20 protein-coding genes are annotated in these 19,926 nt (G+C 67.0%); 8 read left to right on the top strand and 12 right to left on the bottom strand.

Annotation, left to right across the window (positions count from 1 at the left end; genetic code table 11):
- The first annotated feature begins 20 nt into the window (after positions 1-20).
- On the top strand, positions 21-974 hold the full coding sequence (locus tag DSM100685_RS01505; protein ID WP_152349597.1) for an ROK family glucokinase: 954 nt from the start codon (positions 21-23) through the stop codon (positions 972-974).
- A gap of 118 nt (positions 975-1,092) precedes the next feature.
- On the opposite strand, the gene DSM100685_RS01500 is transcribed toward DSM100685_RS01505, so the two are convergent.
- The 4 genes from DSM100685_RS01500 to DSM100685_RS01485 form a co-directional block, all read right to left on the bottom strand.
- Positions 1,093-1,614 (bottom strand): NAD(P)H-dependent oxidoreductase, encoded by a 522-nt coding sequence (locus DSM100685_RS01500; RefSeq protein ID WP_152349596.1) that lies wholly within the window; start codon positions 1,612-1,614, stop codon positions 1,093-1,095.
- Positions 1,615-2,063: 449 nt separating this feature from the next.
- Positions 2,064-2,735, bottom strand: coding sequence for a YczE/YyaS/YitT family protein (locus DSM100685_RS01495; protein ID WP_239512584.1), 672 nt, complete (start codon positions 2,733-2,735; stop codon positions 2,064-2,066).
- Between the two features lie 2 nt (positions 2,736-2,737).
- Positions 2,738-3,160 carry a MarR family winged helix-turn-helix transcriptional regulator gene (locus DSM100685_RS01490; RefSeq protein WP_152349595.1) on the bottom strand — a complete coding sequence of 141 codons (423 nt, stop codon included), beginning with the start codon at positions 3,158-3,160 and terminating at the stop codon, positions 2,738-2,740.
- A 71-nt stretch (positions 3,161-3,231) separates the two neighbouring features.
- On the bottom strand, positions 3,232-3,837 hold the full coding sequence (locus DSM100685_RS01485; RefSeq protein WP_152349594.1) for a TetR/AcrR family transcriptional regulator: 606 nt from the start codon (positions 3,835-3,837) through the stop codon (positions 3,232-3,234).
- A 199-nt stretch (positions 3,838-4,036) separates the two neighbouring features.
- On the opposite strand from DSM100685_RS01485, the gene DSM100685_RS01480 reads away from it, so the two are divergent.
- Both DSM100685_RS01480 and DSM100685_RS01475 read left to right on the top strand, forming a co-directional pair.
- Positions 4,037-4,738 (top strand): ABC transporter ATP-binding protein, encoded by a 702-nt coding sequence (locus DSM100685_RS01480; protein WP_152349593.1) that lies wholly within the window; start codon positions 4,037-4,039, stop codon positions 4,736-4,738.
- Positions 4,739-4,747: 9 nt separating this feature from the next.
- Positions 4,748-7,408, top strand: coding sequence for an ABC transporter permease (locus DSM100685_RS01475; RefSeq protein ID WP_152349592.1), 2,661 nt, complete (start codon positions 4,748-4,750; stop codon positions 7,406-7,408).
- A 150-nt stretch (positions 7,409-7,558) separates the two neighbouring features.
- Here DSM100685_RS01475 and DSM100685_RS01470 read toward each other — a convergent pair whose 3' ends face one another.
- Positions 7,559-8,089, bottom strand: a complete 531-nt coding sequence (locus DSM100685_RS01470; protein ID WP_152349591.1) for an NAD(P)H-dependent oxidoreductase — start codon at positions 8,087-8,089, stop codon at positions 7,559-7,561.
- A 143-nt stretch (positions 8,090-8,232) separates the two neighbouring features.
- On the opposite strand from DSM100685_RS01470, the gene DSM100685_RS01465 reads away from it, so the two are divergent.
- Entirely contained in the window at positions 8,233-8,712 is a 480-nt protein-coding gene (locus DSM100685_RS01465) for a MarR family winged helix-turn-helix transcriptional regulator (protein ID WP_239512583.1), read from the top strand.
- A gap of 190 nt (positions 8,713-8,902) precedes the next feature.
- Positions 8,903-10,252: an MFS transporter gene (locus DSM100685_RS01460; protein ID WP_163200776.1), complete on the top strand. Its 1,350-nt coding sequence runs from the start codon at positions 8,903-8,905 to the stop codon at positions 10,250-10,252.
- Here DSM100685_RS01460 and DSM100685_RS01455 read toward each other — a convergent pair.
- Positions 10,239-10,379 (bottom strand): LysR family transcriptional regulator, encoded by a 141-nt coding sequence (locus tag DSM100685_RS01455; protein WP_239512582.1) that lies wholly within the window; start codon positions 10,377-10,379, stop codon positions 10,239-10,241. The genes DSM100685_RS01460 and DSM100685_RS01455 overlap by 14 nt on opposite strands.
- A 282-nt stretch (positions 10,380-10,661) precedes the next feature.
- Between DSM100685_RS01455 and DSM100685_RS01450 the strand changes: the two genes are divergently transcribed.
- Together DSM100685_RS01450 and DSM100685_RS01445 are read left to right on the top strand one after the other, a co-directional pair.
- The gene (locus tag DSM100685_RS01450; protein ID WP_152349589.1) at positions 10,662-12,032 is read left to right on the top strand and encodes a DHA2 family efflux MFS transporter permease subunit; all 1,371 of its coding nucleotides are present in this window, start codon (positions 10,662-10,664) and stop codon (positions 12,030-12,032) included.
- A gap of 238 nt (positions 12,033-12,270) precedes the next feature.
- Complete coding sequence (locus DSM100685_RS01445) at positions 12,271-12,669, top strand: cupin domain-containing protein (RefSeq protein WP_152349588.1); 399 nt, start codon at positions 12,271-12,273, stop codon at positions 12,667-12,669.
- A gap of 30 nt (positions 12,670-12,699) precedes the next feature.
- Here DSM100685_RS01445 and DSM100685_RS01440 read toward each other — a convergent pair whose 3' ends face one another.
- The 3 genes from DSM100685_RS01440 to DSM100685_RS11060 all read right to left on the bottom strand — a co-directional run bounded on the left by DSM100685_RS01440 (position 12,700) and on the right by DSM100685_RS11060 (position 15,764).
- Complete coding sequence (locus DSM100685_RS01440; RefSeq protein ID WP_152349587.1) at positions 12,700-13,308, bottom strand: sugar O-acetyltransferase; 609 nt, start codon at positions 13,306-13,308, stop codon at positions 12,700-12,702.
- A 129-nt stretch (positions 13,309-13,437) separates the two neighbouring features.
- On the bottom strand, positions 13,438-14,940 hold the full coding sequence (locus DSM100685_RS01435) for an MDR family MFS transporter (RefSeq protein WP_152349586.1): 1,503 nt from the start codon (positions 14,938-14,940) through the stop codon (positions 13,438-13,440).
- A 182-nt stretch (positions 14,941-15,122) separates the two neighbouring features.
- On the bottom strand, positions 15,123-15,764 hold the full coding sequence (locus tag DSM100685_RS11060) for a sugar O-acetyltransferase (RefSeq protein WP_204314185.1): 642 nt from the start codon (positions 15,762-15,764) through the stop codon (positions 15,123-15,125).
- Between the two features lie 61 nt (positions 15,765-15,825).
- Here DSM100685_RS11060 and DSM100685_RS01425 point away from each other — a divergent pair, with 61 nt between their 5' ends.
- Positions 15,826-16,407, top strand: a complete 582-nt coding sequence (locus DSM100685_RS01425; RefSeq protein ID WP_152349585.1) for a TetR/AcrR family transcriptional regulator — start codon at positions 15,826-15,828, stop codon at positions 16,405-16,407.
- A 411-nt stretch (positions 16,408-16,818) separates the two neighbouring features.
- Here DSM100685_RS01425 and DSM100685_RS01420 read toward each other — a convergent pair whose 3' ends face one another.
- The 3 genes from DSM100685_RS01420 to DSM100685_RS01410 all read right to left on the bottom strand — a co-directional run bounded on the left by DSM100685_RS01420 (position 16,819) and on the right by DSM100685_RS01410 (position 19,863).
- Positions 16,819-18,057 (bottom strand): MalY/PatB family protein, encoded by a 1,239-nt coding sequence (locus tag DSM100685_RS01420; protein ID WP_152349584.1) that lies wholly within the window; start codon positions 18,055-18,057, stop codon positions 16,819-16,821.
- Positions 18,054-18,911: a DUF3737 family protein gene (locus DSM100685_RS01415; protein ID WP_240811869.1), complete on the bottom strand. Its 858-nt coding sequence runs from the start codon at positions 18,909-18,911 to the stop codon at positions 18,054-18,056. The genes DSM100685_RS01420 and DSM100685_RS01415 overlap by 4 nt, the downstream gene beginning before the upstream one ends.
- 184 nt (positions 18,912-19,095) lie before the next feature.
- Positions 19,096-19,863: a hypothetical protein gene (locus DSM100685_RS01410; RefSeq protein ID WP_152349582.1), complete on the bottom strand. Its 768-nt coding sequence runs from the start codon at positions 19,861-19,863 to the stop codon at positions 19,096-19,098.
- Positions 19,864-19,926: the final 63 nt, after the last annotated feature.

The raw sequence follows: 19,926 nt of genomic DNA, 5'->3' as shown, positions 1-19,926 counted from the left end.
TCAAAGGAGAACAATCAGTCATGGAAACACTCGGCATTGATATCGGCGGCACGAAGATCGCCGGAGGCATCTGCGACGAGAAAGGCAATATCCGCTGCCTGCAGCGCGTGCCCACGCCGGAGAACGCCGCCGACATCAACGCCGCCGTGGCGGACATCTACCGGCGGTGCAAGGGCGAGGGGGACATCAAGGCCATCGGCATTTCGGCGGCCGGCAACATCGCGTCCGACCGGCGCACGGTCAGCTTTGCGGCGAACCTGCCCGCATGGAACCAGTACCCGCTCGCGGACGCCATCGAGGACCTGATCGGCGACGGCGTCAAGGTGGTCGTCGAGAACGACGCCAACGCGGCCGGATGGGGCGAATACCGCTTCGGTGCCGGGCGCGACTCCCGCGACATGATCATGATCACCGTGGGCACCGGCGTCGGCGGGGCCATCATCGTGGGCGGTCATCTGGTCAGGGGCGCGTTTGGCATGGCCGGCGAGATCGGACACATCATCATGGTCCCCGACGGCGAGGCCTGCGGCTGCGGTTTGTTCGGCTGCGCGGAGCAGTATGCGTCCGGATCGGCGCTGGAGCGGTTCGCATGGTCGGCGGCCAGGCGCCAGCCCAACCAGTCGACCCACCTGCTCGAGGCGTGCGACTACGACAGGAGCAAGCTCATCGGCCCCATGGTGCGCGACGCCGCCCGTGAGGGCGATCCCACCGCCATCGAGGCGTTCAGCCGTCTGGGTGACTGGCTTGGCCGGCTCATGGCCGACCTGTCCGCCGTGCTGGATCCCGACACCTTCGTCATCGGCGGTGGCGTGGCCGAAGTCGGCGACATGCTGCTCGGCCCCGCCGCCACTGCGTTCAACCGGCATCTGCAGGCCAGTATGTACCGCCAGCACGCCAGCATCGTGGAGGCCAGGGCCGGCGGCAATGCGGGCATCATCGGCGCCGCCGATCTGGCGAGGGACGATCGGGAATAAAACCGAACCGCTAACGGCGAATGGAAAAAGTCCGGACTTCCGTGATCGAGCGGAAGTCCGGACTTTTGGTTTTTCGTGACGGGCCGCAAATTCGCGACCGCGCCGCATGTCTGCCCGACTACTTGGCGAGGAACGCCTTGTAGGCCTCGACCTGCTTGGCCAGCGCCTCGTCGGAGATGCCGAAGGAGCCGAAGGTCACGAACGGCTTGACCCACGTGGCGTTGATGTGGTTGGCCGTGCCCTGGAACGGGACGAGGACCTCGTCGATGGTGAACTTGTTGTCGCCCTCCGGCTGGTACTTCGACTCGGGGGAACCGGTGGACACGGCGACGGCGAACTCCTTGCCCTCGAACGCGTGGCCCTCGGAGCCGTACGCCCAGCCGTGCTCGAGCACGTCGTCCTCCCACTGCTTGAGCAGTGCGGGGGAGGAGAACCAGTAGAGCGGGAACTGGAACACCACGCGGTCGGCGGCGTCCACGGCGGCCTGCTCGGCCTTGACGTCAATCTTGCCGTCCGGGTACAGGGCGTACTCGTCGCGCACGGTCACGTTGTCCAGCGCGCCGGCCGCCTTGGCCAGCGCGGCGTTGACGTTCGACTGGCCGTTCAGGGACGGGTGGAACACGAGCACCAGAGTCTTCATGATTGTTCTCCTCTTTACGTTTCTTTTCGTTTGGCTTATCTGAAATATCTCGATGTGAGATATGTTTTCCTGTATCACTTTCGCAAACGAGAGGGCGCAAGGGAACAGATTTCGCGCTTGGCGAAAGTGTCGTTTACCACGGCAACGGCTTGCCACATGGTGGTGCGGCCTTGCGGGCATGTGGGCGTGCGGTCATCCGAATAAGCGGACATTGCGGGCCGGAAAGGACGAAATCGCTCTTCCAAGCGCCAAACCCCCGCAATGGCGTCCTTTTGACGCTCGGAAGAGCGGATTTCGTCCTTTTCGGCCCGCGAGTTTGGGAAGCTTCGTGTGTTTGACCGGTTTGGTGCAGGGGGGTCGTGGGTTTGCTCAGCCCGATGGCGGCGGCTGCGCGGTGCGCGGAGCCCGCAGTTTGGGAGCTTGGCGTTTGCAACCGTCCGCCGAGCTGGTCAGCGGGCCTTTTGCGCAGGGTCGGTCGGGGCGACGAAGCGCATGTGCCGGTTGAGGAAGTTCACGATCTGACCGGTGATGACGGCCGCGACGACCGTGCCGATGCCGAGGCCGTTGAGCCGGCCGAAGAAGACGAACGACAGCGCCGTGGCGATGACGATCAGCGACACGTCGAAGCACACCTTGAGCGTGCCGAACCGCGCCTTGGTCACGATCTGCAGGGCCCTCACCGCGCCTTCGCCGGGCACCATGATGAGCCCCGGCGCCACCTCCATGCAGATGCCGAGCGCCAATATGAAGCAGCCGAGCAGCAGACCGATCGTCCGGAGCCGCCAGGCGTCCGGCGAGAACCAAGCCAGCAGCATCATGCTCGCGTCCAAGGTTGCGCTGAACCAGAACGTGACCGCCAGCTGCAGGAACTGGATGGGATGGAAGTCGCGGCGCAGCAGCAGGATCTCCAACACCACGAACGCCACGTTCATGGCGAACGTGGTCACGCCGAAGCTGATCTGCGGGAATCGCAGCGCGAACACCCATGCGATGCTGGAAATCGGCGACGTGCCGAGGTTGCTCTTGGTGATGAGCGCGATGCCGAAGGATTCAACGGCGAGGCCGACGAGCAGCGACAGCACGCGCTTGGCGATGTGCGGCATGCGAATCGTGCGCTGCATGGTCATTCCGCCTCCAGATTGGCGATGACCCGCCTGAGCCCCTCGCGCAGCGCGTTGCGCTCCTCGTCGGTCATGCCCTTGGTGGCCGCCCGGTCGGTGCCGTCCATGATGCTCCGGATTTCGGGCATGCGGGCGCGCCCGGCGTCGGTCAGGAACACGCGGTAGGAGCGGCGGTCGGTTTCGTGCGCCTCGCGGCGGACCAGTCCGCGGGCCTCCATGCGGGCGAGCAGGCCGGTCATGGTGGACTTGTCGAGAATGCACTCGTCGCAGATCTCCTTGGCGGTGCGCCCGTCCCGCTCGTTGAGGCATTCCAGTATCTTCGGCTGGCCGGGCAGCAGCCCGATGCGCCGGATGGCCTCGTCGATGCGCCGGTTGGAATGGTTGAAGGCCCTGAGCAGCAGGAAGTGCAGTTCGTCGTCCAGCATGATGTCTCCCCGTGCGCGGTTCCATTCCGCGCGATCGAGGCCATGCTACCACTTTTTAGTTTGCATACAAACTATTTCTCGCCGGCTTCGGGCGCCGCCGGCGTGCGCAGGGAATTGACCATTTGCGAAATGAGCTCCGGTGTGCGCGAACGGCGCAGCGCGGTCGCGGTCTCCGGGGTGAGTGCCATTCCCGCGCCGATCGCCCCCAGAATGCCGCTCGCCGCGAACTCGAGCGTGATCCGCTGGCCTTGGTCAAGTGCGTCGCGATCCACACCGAGCAGTTTGAGCCAGGTGTCCTCGATGAAGTCCTTGAACTGGCGGACCAGCCCGGTGGATCCGTGGGGGCCGGCGATCAGGGAGACGCGACTGAGCATGTCCCGGTATTGGTTGCTGGCGATGAAGTATTCGGCCCGGTCGAACAGTTTGTCGTCGGGCTTGCGGATCATGCTCACGATGAACGCGATGATGGTCGGGTCGTCGTAGATCGCGGCGATCGCGTCGTCGGCCAGCTCGGCGATGCTCGCGTAGTGGTAGTAGAAGGCGCTGCGGTTGAGCCCGCTTTCGCGCGTGACGTCGCTGACCGTGATGCGCGCGTACGGCTTGTCCGCGAGCAGTTTCCAGAACGTGTCCCGCATTCGCTGCGGCGCCGACGCGTCGTTCGCCTTGGGGCGTCCCATGTTCCTCCCGTCTCTCCGTGCGGTGATCCCGATGGTCCCACTCTAAACCCGTCAAACCGTCCATTTTTTTCATGAAGGGCGAAACCCGACAGGATATCGAATATTGAGGATTTTTATTCGACAGCCTGATGAATATGATCGGGCATCGCCTGAGGCAGACAATCCACAACGGATGACCAACGGACACGAAGGGACCATCATGGCATTTCTTGAATTTCATGACGTCGTAAGGCAATACGGCAGCGGCGAATCCGCCGTCAGGGCGCTCGACCACGCCAGCTTCGACATCGAGAAGGGCGAGCTCGCCGTCATCCTCGGCGCGTCCGGCGCCGGCAAGTCGACCACGCTGAACATCCTCGGCGGCATGGACCGCGCCACGTCCGGCACCGTGCGCGTGGGAGGCCGGGACGTCACCGCCGCCAGCGAGACCGAACTCACCGACTACCGCCGCTTCGACGTGGGATTCGTGTTCCAGTTCTACAACCTCGTGCCCAACCTCACCGCGCTGGAGAACGTGGAGCTCGCCAGCCAGATCTGCCCGGACGCGCTCGACGCACGCGAGACGCTGAACAAGGTCGGTCTCGGCGACCGCCTGAACAACTTCCCGGCGCAGCTTTCCGGCGGCGAGCAGCAGCGCGTCTCCATCGCCCGAGCCCTCGCCAAGAACCCCAAGCTGCTGCTGTGCGACGAGCCGACCGGCGCGCTCGACTACAACACCGGCAAGCAGATCCTGCAGCTGCTGCAGGACTCCTGCCGCGAACACGGCATCACCGTGGCGCTCGTCACCCACAACTCGGCCCTGGCTCCCATGGGCGACCGCCTGATCCGCTTCCGCTCGGGCAAGGTCACCGAAATCACCGCCAACGAGCACCCGACGCCCATCGCGGACATCGAGTGGTAGGAGGCTGACATGACCCAGACGAATCACATGACCCGGCGCGCGGGGAAAACCGTACTGTGGAAGGACGCCTGGCGCGCGGTCACCGGCAACGGCAGGCGCTTCGCCGCCATCGTGGTGATCTGCGCCGTCGGCGTGATGATGATGTGCGGTCTCAACTCCGTCGGCAGGGACATCCGCGGCGGGCTCGACGACTTCTTCGACAAGACGAACATGCACGACGTGTCGATCATCTCCACGCTCGGCTTCGACGACGCCGACATCGACGCCCTGCGAGGCGTGGACGGGGTGGCGGACGCGGCCGGCGTGCATACCGCGAGCGCCACCACCAAGGTGGGCGGCAAACAGGCCTCCGCCACCGTGACCGCCCTGAACGACCGCGGCACCGACCGCCCGTACCTCACCGAAGGGCGTCTGCCCGAATCCGCGCACGAAATCGCCGTCACCCGGCAGTACCTCGACGAATCGGGCAAGCGGGTCGGCGACCGGCTGACGTTCTCGGAGGACGCAGCGGGGAACGCCGCGGAGGGAACCTCCGCCACGTTCGGGGACGGCGAGTACACGATCGTCGGCGTCGTCATCGACCCGAACGACATCGTGAACCCGTCCGGCCCGCTCGCCCTCGTCTCCGGCGCCAAAACCGTCTATCCGATGTTCGTCGCCGCGCCCGCCGTGGCCGCCGAAGACGCGCCCTACACGTCCGCCGTCGTCACCGTCTCCGGAGCGGCAGCGCTCAACACGTACGACGACGACTACCTCGCGCTGGTCGGCTCGGCCGACCGGGCCATCGGGATGATCCGGTCCGATCGCGAGGCCGCGCGCACCACGGCCGTGCGCGACGCCGCCTACGACAAGGCCATGGAGGCGGTGAACGAGCAGAAGACCAAGGCGGACGCGCTGCCGGATGGCCTGCCCGCCAAGGCCGCCGCCGAGGCGAAGATCGCCGACGCGGAGAAGACCATCCGCGACAAGGCGGACGCCATGCCGGAGGCGAAATGGATCATCCGCGACCGCACCGCCGTCACCAGCTACGCCGACGTCAAGACCCAAAGCGAGATGATCGCCCGCCTCGGCACGCTGTTCCCTGCGCTGTTCTTGGTCATCGCGCTGCTGGTGAGCCTCACCGCCGTCGCGCGCATGGTGGAGGAGGACCGTGGGCTCATCGGCACGTACAAGGCGCTCGGCTACACGCGCCGCGAAACCATGCTCAAGTACTTCCTCTACGCGGGCGTCGCCAGCCTGACCGGCGGGCTGCTCGGCGACCTGCTCGGACTGGCCGGTCTGCCGTTCGTGTTCACGCGCCGGCTCATCAGCCGCATCTACGTGCTGCCGCATTACCCGCTGCTCGTGGACTGGCGGCTCGCCGTCGGCGGCGTGGCGCTGTTCGTCGTGGCCGTCACCGGCTGCGCGATGGCCGCCTGCACCGGTTCGCTGCGCCTTCCGCCCGCCGAGCTCATGCGTCCCAAGGCGCCGAAGGCCGGCAGGACGATCGCGCTGCAGCGCGTCGGATTCGTGTGGAACCGCCTGAGCTTTCTCGGCAAGGTGACCGCGCGCAACCTGTTCCGCTACAAGAGCCGCGCGCTCATGGTGATCGTCGGCGTGCTCGGCTGCACCGCGCTCATGACCGCCGGATTCGGCATGGGCACGTCCGCGCTGACCCTCATGCCGCGACAGCACACCGAAATCGCCGCATACGACGTGATGGCCGTCACCAAGGTGGCCGACCATGACGCGGCGCAGGATGAACTGGACGCGGACGGCGACGTGACCGGCGCGCTGCCGCTGCAGCTCGGTTCCGCCACGCTGTCCGCATCGGACGATGGTGATGGTGATGGCGGCGGAAAGGTCACCGCGCAGCTCATGGTCGTCCCCGACGGGCGGTCGCTCGACGGCTACATTCACCTGCATACGGCGGCCGGCGCTCCGATCGCGCTGAACGACGACGGCGTGGTGGTGACCGCCAACGCCGCCAAGGTGCTGGGCCTCGCGGACGGCGGCTCTCTGGACGTGACGGACGCGCTCGCCAACACCGCGACCGTCACGGTCTCCGGCGTGGCGCAGTACTACACCGGCAACGTGGTATTCATGACGCAGTCGACTTACGAGAAGGCGTTCGACGCCGACTATGCGCCCAATGCCGACCTCGTCCTCGTTTCCGGGGACGAGGACGAGCGGATCGCCTTCGCCGACCGGCTCGCCGGCGAGGACATGTACCTGACGGTGACGAGCTCCGCCAAGCAGGAGCGCGACTTCTCGAAGAGCTTCATGATCTTCTTCGTTATGATCGGCTTCATCGTGGTTATGGCCGCCGTCCTCGCGGTGGTGGTGCTCTACACGCTCGCCAGCACGAACATCTCCGAACGCGAACGCGAGCTCGCCACCATCAAGGTGCTGGGCTTCCGCCGCCGCGAGGTGCACGGGTACGTGAACAAGGAGATCCTGCTGCTCTCCGCGATCGGCGTCGCGCTGGGCCTGCCGTGCGGGCGCGTGCTGCTGGGCTTCCTCGTGGGCAAGCTCGACCTGCCGGGCATGAACATCGTGCCGAACGTGGAATGGTACTGCTACGTGGCCGCCGCCGCGCTGGCGTTCCTGTTCACGTGGCTGGTGAGCCGCGCCACCAACCGCTCGCTCGACCGCATCGACATGGTCGGCGCGCTGAAGAGCCCGGAGTGACGGGCGGCGGAACGGCGATGGCAGCTTCGGTGACCCGTTGAGCACGGTGGGCGGTTGTCCGTACGGCGTATGTACGTGGTACGGACAACCGTCCACCGTTTCCGTTTTCCGGATGCGTTTTGCCGTTCCGCGAACCGTCTGCGGAACGCCTCACTCGGCGAGCAGCGCCTCCCGGTAGCGGCGCCCGGCCTCGGCCAGCGCCTCGTCCGAGAGCTCCATCGACTCGAAGACGACGAACGGCCTGAGCCACACGGCGTGTGTGTATCGGGCCATCATGCGGTACGGGGAGAGCACCTCGTCCATGGTGGCCCCGTTGTCCGCCGTTTGGTACTCGGTTTCGGGCCCGCCCGCGGTGGTGGCGACCATGATCTCCTTGCCTTCGAGCGCGGTGCCGTTCGGACCGTACGCCCAGCCGAAGGCCAGCACCTTGTCCTCCCATTCCTTGAGCAGCGCGGGGGATGAGTACCAGTACAGCGGGAACTGCAGCACGATGCGGTCGTGCTCCTCGACGAGCCGCTGCTCGGCCTCCACGTCGATGGCGCCGTCCGGGTAGAGTGCGTACTCGTCGCGCACGGTGATGTCGCCGGCCTCGGCGTGCGGTTCCCCGGCCGCCTTGACCAGCGCCGCGTTGGCGTTGGAGCGGGTGAGATCGGGGTGGAACACGAGAACCAAAGTCTTCATGGGAATGCTCCTCTGCATGGTGGGATGCGGCGGGACCGCCGTTGCATCAATGGTAGCGTGACAGGCGATGCCGCACCCCTCGATGCTTTGACGGCGCGCGTGGATTTCCGGGTCCCGAGCTTCCCTCATATGATTGTCCCTATATGAGACAGTCAACGAAAGGGGACGACATGGCGGACGAGGCGCTGATTTCGGAGCGGCTGGACCGGTTCTTCGACGAGTTGCACCGCATCGACGTGGCGTATGCCGACTATGGGCGTCGCGTCGGTCTGCCGGCCAGTGCCCTGTGCGTGCTCGACTATCTGTACGACCATGACGGCGCCTCCCAGAAGGCGATCTGCGAATATACGATGCTGCCGCGGCAGACCGTCAACAACGTGGTTTCGTCGTTCGTGGAGCAGGGGTATGTGCGGCTTGCCGAGTCGGAGGGGGACCGGCGCGTGAAGGCCGTGCGACTCACCGAGGAGGGGCGGCGGTACTGCAACGCGATGATCGCGCCGGAGCGCGCCGCGGAATACCGTGCCATGAGCGGGCTCGACCCGGCCCTGCGCGACGCGATGGTGCGCGGCATGGAGGTGTTCGGCCGCGAATTCCGCCGGCGTCTGGGCGAAGCCAGAGTGTGAGGGGCCTTTCTCTGGCCATTCTGGGCGGAGGTGGTAAGTCGGAGTTGAAAGATTCTTAATGTTTCTCTTGCAAATTCAGGGATCCTTCAACTCCGCTGCGCTTCGCTCAGGACGGCGGGTTCCTTCCCGAATTGACAATTGTCCTAATATGGGACAATATGGATGGCTGTTGAACAGAGAGGAGCGCGCAATGGAATCGCAGACCGTGCCGCAGCCCGTGCCGCAGACGGTCGACCCCGGATGGAAGGGCCGCGTGGCGCTGCTGCTCACCGGTCAGGCGTTTTCCCTGCTGGGTTCGAGCATCGTGCAGTACGCCATCTGGTGGTGGATCGTGCTGCAGGAGCAGTCCGGCTCGGCCCTGCTCATGGCCACGCTGTTCGGCGTGCTGCCGCAGGGCGTCGTGTCGATCTTCGGCGGTTCGTGGGCCGACCGCCACAACCGCAAGCTGCTCATCATGCTGCCCGACCTCCTCATCGCCGGCGTGACGGTGCTGCTGTCCATCGCCTTCGCCAAGGGGTGGGCCAGCCTCGGATTCATCTTCGTGGTGCTGTTCATCCGATCCGCCGGCTCGGGCGTGCAGTCGCCGGCCGTCCAGTCGTTCATCCCTGATGTGACGCCCACCGGCAGGCTGCTGCGCGTCAACTCGATCTTCAGCGTCATCAACTCGGCCAACATGATCGCCGCGCCCGCCGTCGCCGCCGTGCTCATCAACGTGGTGCCGCTGTGGTCCATCCTGCTGGTGGACGTGACCACAGCCGTGATCGGCGTGGGGTTCGTGGCCCTTATCAAGCCGCCTCGCAAGGCGGTCACGACGGCCGCCGGAAACGCCGAAACCGCGCCGACCGGTCAGACGGATGACAAATCGATCGCCGCCAGCGTCCGCCGCGCGTTCGCCGACCTCAGGGCCGGATTCGCCTATGTGATGGGCCGCGCGCGCCTCAAGGCCGTGATCCTCTCCGACGCGATGGTCTGCCTCATCTCCGTGGCGCCCATGAACCTCACGCTCCTGCTCATGGCACGCGAATACGAGGGCGTCGATCTGGACCTCTGGTTCGTGAACCTCACCACCGCGTCGGACAAGCTCGCCGCCAACGAGCTCGGCTGGAGCATCGGCATGCTCCTCGGCGGCGCGTTCATGTCCAGCGTGGGCGCGCGGATCATCCGCAACCCCATGCGCGTGGCCGCATGGGGCGTCGTGGCCTACGCCGTCACCGTGGTGGGGCTCGGCGTCGCGCCGGGGCTGCTGGCCTATCTGATCGCAGACGTGCTCAACGGCATCGCCTCCGCCGTGTGCGTGGGACCGATGCGCACCATCCTGCAGTCCGAATCCGACGAGTCGATGACCGGCCGCGTCTTCGGGCTCGACACCACGCTCGCCACGTTCGCGATGCCGCTGGGCATGGCGGTGTTCGCGCCGCTGGCGGACGTGGTGTCCATCGCCCTGATCTTCGTCGTGGCCGGCGTGCTCACCCTGCCGGTGGGCGCGTGGCTGCTCGTGCAGGACCGCCGCACGCGCCGCCCGGCCGTCAGCGGTTCGTGAGCGCCTCCTCAAGCCTGCGCAACTGGCGCGACAGCGTGGGCCGGGAGATGCGCGGCAGTTGTGCGGCCCACGTGATGTTGCCTTCCTCGGCCACCGCCAGAAAATAGCGCAACACCCGCAGCTCCATGGCCGGCCTCCTCGTTCAAGTCCCGGTTGCGGCCCAGTCTATCGCGGCCATGGCTGGGCCATGATCCCGGACATCCGCCGGTATAGTGGGGCCGACATGGAATCGCCCCTGCGGAACGGGCGGAAGGTGCACAATGACGAGAATCCTGGTCGTGGAGGACGAGAGGGCGCTCAACGACGTCACCGGTGTCCGCCGGCATGAAAAGGCCATGGGCGAAGCTACGCTACGGCGACGGGCTTGGGCCTGAAACAGGGGAAGGAGGCAATCATCGAAGGGACGCGCATGAACAATGAACCAGCCATCACCGACCGTCGCCGCACGGCCATCTTCGCGGTGCTGCTCGCGGCGTGCATCGCGGGCGCGTTCGCGCAGACCTCGCTCACGACCGCATTGCCGGCCATCATGGGCGACCTCGGCATCTCGGCGGTGCTCGGCAACTGGCTCACCAGCGGATTCTCGCTCGCCATGGGCGTGACGATCCCGGCCACCGCGTTCATGATGAAGCGCTTCCCGACCCGCCCGCTGTTCCTCACGGGCCTCGCGCTGTTCGCCGCCGGGCTCCTCTTCGCGGCCGCCTCGCGCACCTTCCCGCTGCTCATGGCCGCGCGCGTGGTGCAGGCGCTCGGCAGCGGCATCTCGCTGTCCATGACGCAGGTCATCATCCTCGCCCTCTTCGCCAAATCCGGCGTCGGCACGGCCATGGGCTTCTACGGGCTGGCCGTGTCCGCCGCGCCCGTGATCGCGCCCACCATCTCCGGCGTCATGGTGGACCGGTGGGGCTGGCAGTCGATCTTCTGGGTGTCCGGCGGCATCTCCGCGGCCGTGCTGCTCCTCGCATTCCCGATCATGCGCAACGTGCTGGAGACCTCAGCGTCCACCCGGCTCGACGTCCCCTCGTTCCTGTTGAGCGCGTTCGGATTCGTGGGACTGCAGCTCGGCTTCAGCGACCTCGGCGTGCGACCGTTCCTCAGCCTCGGCGTGGCCGGCGCACTCGCGGTCGGTCTGATCTGCCTCGCGCTGTTCGCCGTCCGGCAGTTCCGCATCGACAAGCCGTTCCTCGAACTGCGCATCTTCGCCACGCGCGACTTCACCGTGGCCGTCGTCCTCAGCATGGTCCTGTACGCGGTGCTCATCGCCGCGTCCACCATCCTGCCCATCTACCTGCAGCGCATGGCCGGCGCCTCGGTCACCGTCTCCGCGCTGGTCATGATGCCCGGATCGCTCGTCATGGCCCTGGCGAGCCCCGTCACCGGGCGCGTGTTCGACCGGTTCGGCATCCGCCCGCTTGCGATCGGAGGCATGGCCATCCTGCTCGCCACCACGCTGGCATTCGGGTTCCTCACGGCGTCCACGCCCATCTGGTACGTGACCGCCGTGTTCGCCGTGCGCTCCGTGGGCGTCTCCATGGTCATGATGCCCGCCGCGACGTGGGGCCTCGCCTCGGTGGAGCGCCGGTACGCCAGCGACGCGAGCGCCCTGCTGACCTCGCTGAGGACGATCGCCGGCGCACTCGGCTCGGCCGTGTTCGTGGCCGTCATGGTGGCGTGCGGGGACGATCCGGCCGGCGTTTCGATCGCGTTCCTCGCCATGGCCGGCGTGGCGGCGGCCGGACTCGCCATGACGGTCGTCTGCTGCCGCAAGCGCGCGGCCTGACGGTCGGCGGCTGGCGGCCGGGTTGCCCGATCGGTCCAACCTGCGCACCCGGAAGCGCAACTTGGACCGATCGGCGGATAATCGGGCCCGTGAAGCGCGCCAAAAGCGCCCGGTCGGTCCAAGCTGCCGTTGGAGGGGCGCAAATTGGACCGAATGGGTTGACTTCGAGCGCTTGAAGTTCGTAGCGTCGTAGCCATCGACGCGTTTTGCGCGCCGGAACGCTACGAAAGGAACGATCATGGACAATCCGAGCGCATTTCCCCTTGGACAGCCAAACGACGCCTACGCCCAGTACTTCGAGGGCCGGAGCTATCTTGCGCCGCTGGCGGCCGACGACCGGGTGAGCGTGGCCAACGTCACCTTCGAGCCGGGCTGCGCGAACCACTGGCACATCCACCACGGCGTGTGCCAGATCCTGCTCGCGGTGGGCGGCCGCGGCTACTACCAGATCGAGGGTCATGAGCCGGTGGAGCTCAGGCCCGGCGACGTGGCGTACATCCCGCCGGACACCAAGCACTGGCACGGCGCCGCGCCCACCGAGGCGTTCGCGCACGTGGCGATCATGCCCAAGGCCGAGGGCGCGAGCAACGAATGGCTCGAGCCCGTGGACCCGGAGGCCTACAAGTCCTTCGCCTGAGCGGCCCCGGACCGCCGTCGCCTTGGCGGCTCAGTCCCACACGTCGAGGCGACGGTTCTTGAAGTAGAATTCCCGGTCCTTCTCGCCGATCGGGCGTGCGACCTCGCAGGGCGCCCCGTACGCCACCGAACCGGCCGGGATGCTGTGGCTGACGACCGAGCCGGCGCCGATCACGCAGTCGTCGCCGATCGTGACCCCCGGCAGAATCGTCACATTCGCGCCCACCCACACGTTGCGCCCGATCGTCACCGGAATCGCGTACACGTAATGGTGTTCGCGCAGCACCGGCAGCACCGGGTGACCCGCGGTCGCGATCACCACGTTGGGCCCGAACATACACCAGTCTCCGATGGTGATGTCGCCGTCGTCCACGCACGTGAAGTTCGAATTGCAGTAGACGCCCCGGCCCATGCGCACGTGGCGGAACCCCCAGTTCGCGTGCGCCGGCGTCTCCACGTGGCACCCCTCGCCGATCTCGGCGAACATTTCCTTGAGGAGCCTCGCCTTGCCCTCCACGTCCGTCGGATGCGTCTGGTTGAACTCCCAGAGCTTCTCCTGATACTCGAGCTGCCCGTCCATGATGCTCGGGTCGTCGTAGTGGTAGGGCAGTCCCTGCGCCCGCCTCGCCGCGTTGTCCATGTAACCGATCTCCGTTCGCCGTGCCGTGATTTTGCGTTGCCAATCATAGTGCGGCGTGGCGTGGCGCGGGGGGACGGCGTGCGTCGGCATCGTTCGCGGAGATGCGGGGATCGGCCCGCGGGATCTGTCTCAGCGTCGGGCGGTGGATTCGCCGCCGCGCCTGGCCGCGGGCTTGCCGGCCCGTTCGCCGTCGCGCACGAGGAACGACAGCGCGAAGGCAAGAACGGACACGCCGGTGGCCAGGGCGAACACCACATCCACGCCGTGCGCGAGCCCGGCCTGCGCCGACCCGGCCGCGGAGGCCGGCAAGGTGTTCGTGGTCATGACCGTGAAGTTGACGGCGATGCCGATCGCGGCCATCGTCTGGCGGAGCGTGTTGTTCATCGCCGTGCCGTGGGGGATGAGCGGGCCGGTGAGCTGGTTCAGGGCCGTGGTGGTCAGCGGCATGAGGCAGAACGCCACGCCGGCCATCATGAGCGTGAAGAATACGGCCGGATACCACACCGGCACGTCGGCGCCCATGCGGGACAGGGCGAACGCGGCCACGGCGATCACCGCGATCGCGGGAGGGGCGATGCGCCGGATGCCGATCCGGTCGAACAGGCGGCCGGCGACCGGATTGAACACGCCCTCGGCCACGCCGCCGCCCATGAGCAGCAGGCCGGACTGGAGGGCCGTGAGCCCCATGGCGTTCTGGATGAACATGGGCAGGATGTTCATGGCGGAGATGAACGTGACGAACACCAGCACCACGAGGACCATGGACAGCGTGAACATGGGCTTGGCGAACACGCGGAAGTTCAGCATCGGCTGGTCGAGGTGCAGCTGCCGGTGGATGAACGCGGCCAGCGTCACGGTGCCCACGGCGAGCGAGCCGAGCGTCTGCGGCGCGCCCCAGCCGTTCTGTCCGGCCAGACTGAAGCCGAGCAGCAGCCCGCCGAAGCCCAGCGTGGACAGGATGACGGACGGCACGTCGATGGTCGGGTCGGTCTGCGTGGTGACGTTGTTCACGGTCGGCACCGCGGCGGCCAGCACCGCCACCGCGATCACGATGAGCGGGACGAACAGGAAACGCCACGGCAGGAAGTCGATGATCAGGCCGGACAGGGTGGGGCCCAGAGCCGGGGCGAACGCGATGACCAAACCGAACCAGCCCATGGCCGTGCCGCGTTTGTCCGGCGGAAACGTGATGAACAGCACCGTCTGCAGCAGCGGCATCACGATGCCGGCGCCGGTGGCCTGCAGGATGCGCCCGAGCAGCAGCACCCAGAAGCCGGGCGCGAACGTGCACACCAGCGTGCCGAACAGGAACATGCCGATCGCGTAGAAGAACAGCTGGCGCGTGGTGAACTTCTGGATGAGGAACGCGGTGACCGGGATCATGATGCCGTTCGTGAGCATGAACCCGGTGCTCAGCCACTGGGCGGTGTTGCTCGTCACCCCGAACTCGCGCATGAGATGCGGCAGGGCGGACGTCATGAGCGTCTGGTTGAGGATGGCGGTGAAGCTGCCGACCATCATGACGACGATCGGGATGTACGCGCGCTTGGACTGCCGAACGGACGGCCGTGGCCGCGGCTGCGGTTGTGGTTGCGCGGAGGATTGCGCGGAAGACTGAGCGGAAGAAGACATGGTGCCCCCGGTGTTTCTACGAGATGTGATCCAGCTGATTCCGGTCGGCGCGCAATGCGTCGTAGCCCCTGCCGGTTTGCCGCGATTCAGTCTACCGCCGTGCGGGACAATGCCCCTGCCGCTTCGCCGTCCCGCCGTTCCTCCGCTCTGCCGTCCTGCCGTTCTGCCGCCCTACCGCCGGCTCAGCGGAGCAGCCCGTGCCGGTCGGCCTCGGTGATCGGGCGTATCACGCGGGCGGGCACGCCGGCGACCAGCGAATCCGCGGGCACGTCGCCGATCACCACGGCCCCGGCGGCGATCACGCTGTTCGCGCCGATCGTCACCCCGGCCGTGATCGTCACTCCGCCGCACACCCACACGTTGTCGCCGATCGTCACCGGCAGGCTGTGCTCCCATCCGGCGGTGCGCTCGGCCGCGTCGAACGCGTGCTCGGGCGTGTAGATGCCCACGTTCGGCCCGAACCACACGTTGCTTCCGATGGTGACGCGCGCGCAGTCGAGGATGCGGCAGCCGGTGTTGGCGTAGAAGTTGTCGCCGACCGAAATGTTGTAGCCGTAATCGCAGTTGAACGGCGACTCGATCCAGCAGTTCGCGCCCACGTGGCCGAAGAACCCGCGGACGAGCGCCTCCCGCTCGGCGCGCTTGGTGGGGCGGGTGGCGTTGAAGTCGAAGAGCGTGTCCTTGGCGCGCTCGCGTTCGGCGTTGAGCTCGGGGTCGGAGCTGACGTAGTACTCGCCGGCGAGCATGAGCTCCTTCATGGTGGCGGCGGTGGTCGCGGTGCTTGCTGCGGTTGCTGCGGTTGTGGTGCTTGGGATGTCCGTCATGCGTACGAGTGTACACGACAGTGTGGTACGAATGTACCCATCGGCGCGTATGGTTGCTGTCATGACCGAGGAACGCACGGCGGAGGCGCCGACCAGACGATACGATCCGGAGCGCAAGCAGCGCATCATCGAGGCGTGCCTCGACGTGATCGCCGAACGCGGCGTGGCCGGCACGTCGCACCGTGTGGTGGCAGCCGCGGCCGGGGTGCCGCTCGGTTCGATGACCTACCACTTCGACGGCATGGGCGACCTGCTCCATCAGGCGTTCGACCAGTTCGCCAGAACGTCCGCCGCGCACTTCGCCAAGCGCATGCGCGCCGCCGGGTCGGTCGAGGAGGCCCGCGAGGCGATCGCCGCGCACGTCGAGGAGGATCTGCTCGCCACGCAGCGCGACTTCAACATCACCCTGGAGCTCTACACCCTCGCCGCGCGCGACCCGGCGTACCGCGACATCACCGAGCTGTGGATGACCGCCAGCCGCGCCGAACTCAAGCGGTTCTTCGACCCGGAGACCTCGCGGATGCTCGACGCCCTGATCGAGGGGCTCACGCTGCACCGCGCATTTGGCGGGGACGTGGCGACCGACGGCGCGCGGGGCGTCCGCGAGGCCATCCGGCGCATCAGCGACGCGCGGCCCCGGTAGTGCGCAGAGGGGGAACGGCGGTTGCCGCGGCGGCTGAGACCGCCCGAGCGGTGGGAAACCCTTCCAAGCTTCCGTAACGAACCCTTCCGAGACGGTTAAGAACGATTGACGTTGGCTACGTAGCCGCGTACTTTCGATTTGTGTGGTCGAAAAGACCGGTTTCGCTGGATGGCGATGCCGGAATTTTGCCGGAATGACAGGGCGGCTATCCGGCGTAGGGCCTGAATCGACCGCACAAATCGGAAATGCCGTTGGCGTTCCGACGGGGATGGGCTTTCAATCTCAACGGAAGGCAGTTTTGCGCGTAGAACTGCCATGCCGGGCGTATGCGTTTCGGAAAAAGCGGGAGCGGGCCGCCCTGAATGACGCAGCCCGTTCCCGAATTCGTTTCCCGACCCCGCATTACAGCGATTACAACGCCCGCAGTCCCTCGAACAGCCGGTTCAGCCCCTCGCGCATGCGCTCGCGCGGGCAGGCCACGTTGATGCGCAGAAAGTCGCGTCCGTTGCCGCCGAACTGCGCGCCGGGGGAGAAGAGGACCTTGTGCGCGCACTTGAGATATGCGCACAGTTCGTCCGTGGAGTCGAACGTCGAGCCATGGCCGCGGGCGCGCGTGAACGCCGAGCAATCGAGCCACAGGAGGTATGTGGCCGGCCCCTCGCACAGCGCCACGCGACGATCGGCCGGCGCGGATGCGTTGTAGACGTCGACCATGCGGGCGGCCTCGCGCTTGTTGCCGGCCAGATAGTCCCGCAGCGCGTCCAGCCACGGGCCGCCGTGCCCGAAGGCCGCGATCGCCGCGTCCACGGCGAAGGCGTTCGGCTCGGCCACCTCGTCGGTGTTGAGACCGCGCCACACCTTGTGCCGCAGGTTCGGGTCCGGCACCAGCACGGCCGCCGTGTGCAGGCCCGCGATGTTGAACGCCTTGGTGGGGGCGAGGCACGACGCCGAAATCGCGCGGCACTCCTCGTTCACCGACGCGAACGGCACATACGCGCTGCCCGGGTCGGTCAGGTCGCAGTGGATCTCGTCGCTGATCACCGTCACATGGTGCGCCGCGCACAGCGAGCCGAGCCGCGCCAGCGTCTCCCGATCCCAGATCATGCCCGTCGGGTTGTGCGGGTTGCACAGGATCATGAGCGTGGTCTGCGGGTCGGCGAGCTTCGCCTCGAGGTCCGCCCAGTCGATCGCGTACCGCCCGCGCTCGTCGTTGCCGCGTGTGTAGGAGAGCGGGGCCTCAAGCGCGTTGCGGCCGTTGTTGAGGATCGAGTTGAAGAAGATGTTGTAGACCGGCGTCTGGATGAGCACGTTCTCCGCGGGCGTGGTGAGCTTGCGGACCATGCTTGAGATGGACGGCACCACGCCGGTGGTGAAGATCAGCTCCTCCGGGCGCACGTCCAGCCCGTGGCGGGAGCCCCACCAGTCCGCGTAGGCGCGCGCCCACTCGTCCGGCACGGTCGAATAGCCGAACACGCCGTTGTCGAGCCGGCGCCGCAGGGCCTCGCGGATCGCCGGCGCGGCGGCGAAGTCCATGTCCGCCACCCACATGGGCAGCGCGTCTCCGGCCTCCTCCCATTTGAGCGAATGCGTGCCGGAGCGGTCGACGGGCGCGTCGAAGTCGAAGGATTCGCCGGTTGTCTCGGTGTTCATCGCGTGGTCTCGATTCTGGTCGCGGACGGGTCGACGCGCTCGGCGTCCAGGGTGAGCTCGCCGATCGCCTCGGCGCGGATCACGCCGCCGGACGGGTTGACCACGCTGCCGATCGTGGAATGCACGTCGGCGTCCACGGTCGAGTACTCGAAGGCGCGCGTGGTGTTGAGCAGACGGCAGTTGACGAGCCTGAGGTCCTCCACGTAGCACAGGCCCTGCAGGCTTTCGATGGTGCAGTCCACGAACGTGAGGTGCTTCGAGTTCCAACCCAGATACTCGCCGGAGATGAACGAATGCTCCACGGTCACGTTCTCGCAGTTCCAGAACGCGTCCTTGGAGATGAGACGGGAGTCGCGCACGGTCACGTTGCGCGCGCCGTCGAACGGGTAGTTGCCCACGAGGCGGAAGTTCGACGCGGTCACGTTGTCGCAGTTCATGCCGAAGTAGTCGCCCTTGGCCACCACGTTCTCCAGCGCGGCGCCGGTGCAGGACCACAGCGTCTCCTCGGCGTGCGTGAGGTCGACGTTGCGCAGGGTCAGGTCGCGGCAGCGGCGGAAGTTCTTGGGCGCCTCGATCGTGGAGTCCTCCACGAGCATGTGGTTCGTGTACCACACGCCGGCGCGGGCCATCTCGAACCACGTCGAGTCGCGCACGGTCACGTTCTCGCAGTACCACAGCGGGTATTTCCACTGGAACGAACTGGTCAGCACGGTGATGTTCCTTGCGTGCTTGAGCGGCGATTCGCCGTCGGCGAACGTGGTTTCGACGAACGTGGTGTCGTGCGCGAAGAACGCGGCGCGCTCGCCGGTGAGCAGTTGCTGACGCACTTCGGCCTGTTCGGTGGTCTCGGTCACGGATGGTCCTTCCCTCGAGCTCTGATGTCCTTTCGCAAGTCTTAGTGACTTCGAGCACTTGAAGTCAAGCCGTGCCATGCGCCCTTGGCCGAAGGCGCATGGACGCCGCGCCCGGCGACGGAAAATCCCGCTTGGACGGCGGGGGTTCGTCGCCCAAGCGGGATTGCGGCAGCCCGATGGCCGGTTACATGGTCAGGGCGTCGGAATCGGTGGCATCGGCGGTGTTGGAGGTGCTGCCGGTCGTGCCGGAGCCGGATCCGGAACCGGTGGAGCCGTTGCCGGAGTTGCCGGAGTTTCCGGAATTGCCGTTCGTCGAGCCGTTGGCGGACCCGTTGCCGGAATTACCCGAGTTGCTGGAGTTCCCGGAGTTGCCGCTCTGACCGCCCTGTCCGCCGCTCGGCGGCTGACCCATGCCGCCGCCGTTCGACTGGCTGTTGCCGTTGGACTGGCCGCCGCCCATGTTGCCGGGCATCTGCATCTGCTGGTCGCTGGTGCCGGAGGAGCCGGATCCGCTCAGCGCGGAGACTGCGAACGCGCCTCCCACGCCGCCGACGAGGCCGCAGACCAGCGCGAGCGCGGCGACGGCGGCCCACAGTTTCCCGTTCGCGGTGGCGGCCCCGCCGGCAGCCGGCTGCGCGACCGCGGGCGCGACAGGTGCGACGGGTGCGGTGGGAGCGCCTTGGGCCGGGGCGAATGCGCCGAACGCTCCCGCCGAGGACTGGACGCCCGGTTGCGCGCCCGGCTGCCCAGTCGGGGTGGATGCGGCGGCCGCGGTGCCCGCAACGGGCGCGATGGGCGTCGTCGCGGCCGCCGCCGCGCCCGCCGAGGCCGAGGACTGGGCGAATCCGGCCGTCGGGTTCGCGCCGGCGGAGGCGGTGCCGGAGTTGCTGGCGGCGCCGAGATTGGTGTTGCCGAGGTTGGCGGTGCCGTTGGGGTTGATGTTGCCGGTCATGATGGTTCCTTTCGATGAAAATGCGAGATGCGGGGATGGAAAAATGAGTAGGGGAAGGAGCGG

Origin of the sequence: Bifidobacterium avesanii (assembly GCF_009299475.1) — a bacterium.
Taxonomy (GTDB): Bacteria; Actinomycetota; Actinomycetes; order Actinomycetales; family Bifidobacteriaceae; genus Bifidobacterium; species Bifidobacterium avesanii.
Note: the sequence above shows the minus strand (reverse complement) of the source record. Positions and strands in the feature narration are given on the sequence as shown.

Coding starts and splice junctions, on each gene's coding strand:
- DSM100685_RS01455 (WP_239512582.1), bottom strand. CDS start 10,379: ATGGAGCTGCGGGTGTTGCGCTATTTTCTGGCGGTGGCCGAGGAAGGC.
- DSM100685_RS01480 (WP_152349593.1), top strand. CDS start 4,037: ATGGCATTTCTTGAATTTCATGACGTCGTAAGGCAATACGGCAGCGGC.
- DSM100685_RS01410 (WP_152349582.1), bottom strand. CDS start 19,863: ATGACCGGCAACATCAACCCCAACGGCACCGCCAACCTCGGCAACACC.
- DSM100685_RS01450 (WP_152349589.1), top strand. CDS start 10,662: ATGAACAATGAACCAGCCATCACCGACCGTCGCCGCACGGCCATCTTC.
- DSM100685_RS01420 (WP_152349584.1), bottom strand. CDS start 18,057: ATGAACACCGAGACAACCGGCGAATCCTTCGACTTCGACGCGCCCGTC.
- DSM100685_RS01445 (WP_152349588.1), top strand. CDS start 12,271: ATGGACAATCCGAGCGCATTTCCCCTTGGACAGCCAAACGACGCCTAC.
- DSM100685_RS01505 (WP_152349597.1), top strand. CDS start 21: ATGGAAACACTCGGCATTGATATCGGCGGCACGAAGATCGCCGGAGGC.
- DSM100685_RS11060 (WP_204314185.1), bottom strand. CDS start 15,764: ATGACGGACATCCCAAGCACCACAACCGCAGCAACCGCAGCAAGCACC.
- DSM100685_RS01470 (WP_152349591.1), bottom strand. CDS start 8,089: ATGAAGACTTTGGTTCTCGTGTTCCACCCCGATCTCACCCGCTCCAAC.
- DSM100685_RS01440 (WP_152349587.1), bottom strand. CDS start 13,308: ATGGACAACGCGGCGAGGCGGGCGCAGGGACTGCCCTACCACTACGAC.
- DSM100685_RS01490 (WP_152349595.1), bottom strand. CDS start 3,160: ATGCTGGACGACGAACTGCACTTCCTGCTGCTCAGGGCCTTCAACCAT.
- DSM100685_RS01475 (WP_152349592.1), top strand. CDS start 4,748: ATGACCCAGACGAATCACATGACCCGGCGCGCGGGGAAAACCGTACTG.
- DSM100685_RS01465 (WP_239512583.1), top strand. CDS start 8,233: ATGAGACAGTCAACGAAAGGGGACGACATGGCGGACGAGGCGCTGATT.
- DSM100685_RS01500 (WP_152349596.1), bottom strand. CDS start 1,614: ATGAAGACTCTGGTGCTCGTGTTCCACCCGTCCCTGAACGGCCAGTCG.
- DSM100685_RS01435 (WP_152349586.1), bottom strand. CDS start 14,940: ATGTCTTCTTCCGCTCAGTCTTCCGCGCAATCCTCCGCGCAACCACAA.
- DSM100685_RS01460 (WP_163200776.1), top strand. CDS start 8,903: ATGGAATCGCAGACCGTGCCGCAGCCCGTGCCGCAGACGGTCGACCCC.
- DSM100685_RS01495 (WP_239512584.1), bottom strand. CDS start 2,735: ATGCAGCGCACGATTCGCATGCCGCACATCGCCAAGCGCGTGCTGTCG.
- DSM100685_RS01425 (WP_152349585.1), top strand. CDS start 15,826: ATGACCGAGGAACGCACGGCGGAGGCGCCGACCAGACGATACGATCCG.
- DSM100685_RS01485 (WP_152349594.1), bottom strand. CDS start 3,837: ATGGGACGCCCCAAGGCGAACGACGCGTCGGCGCCGCAGCGAATGCGG.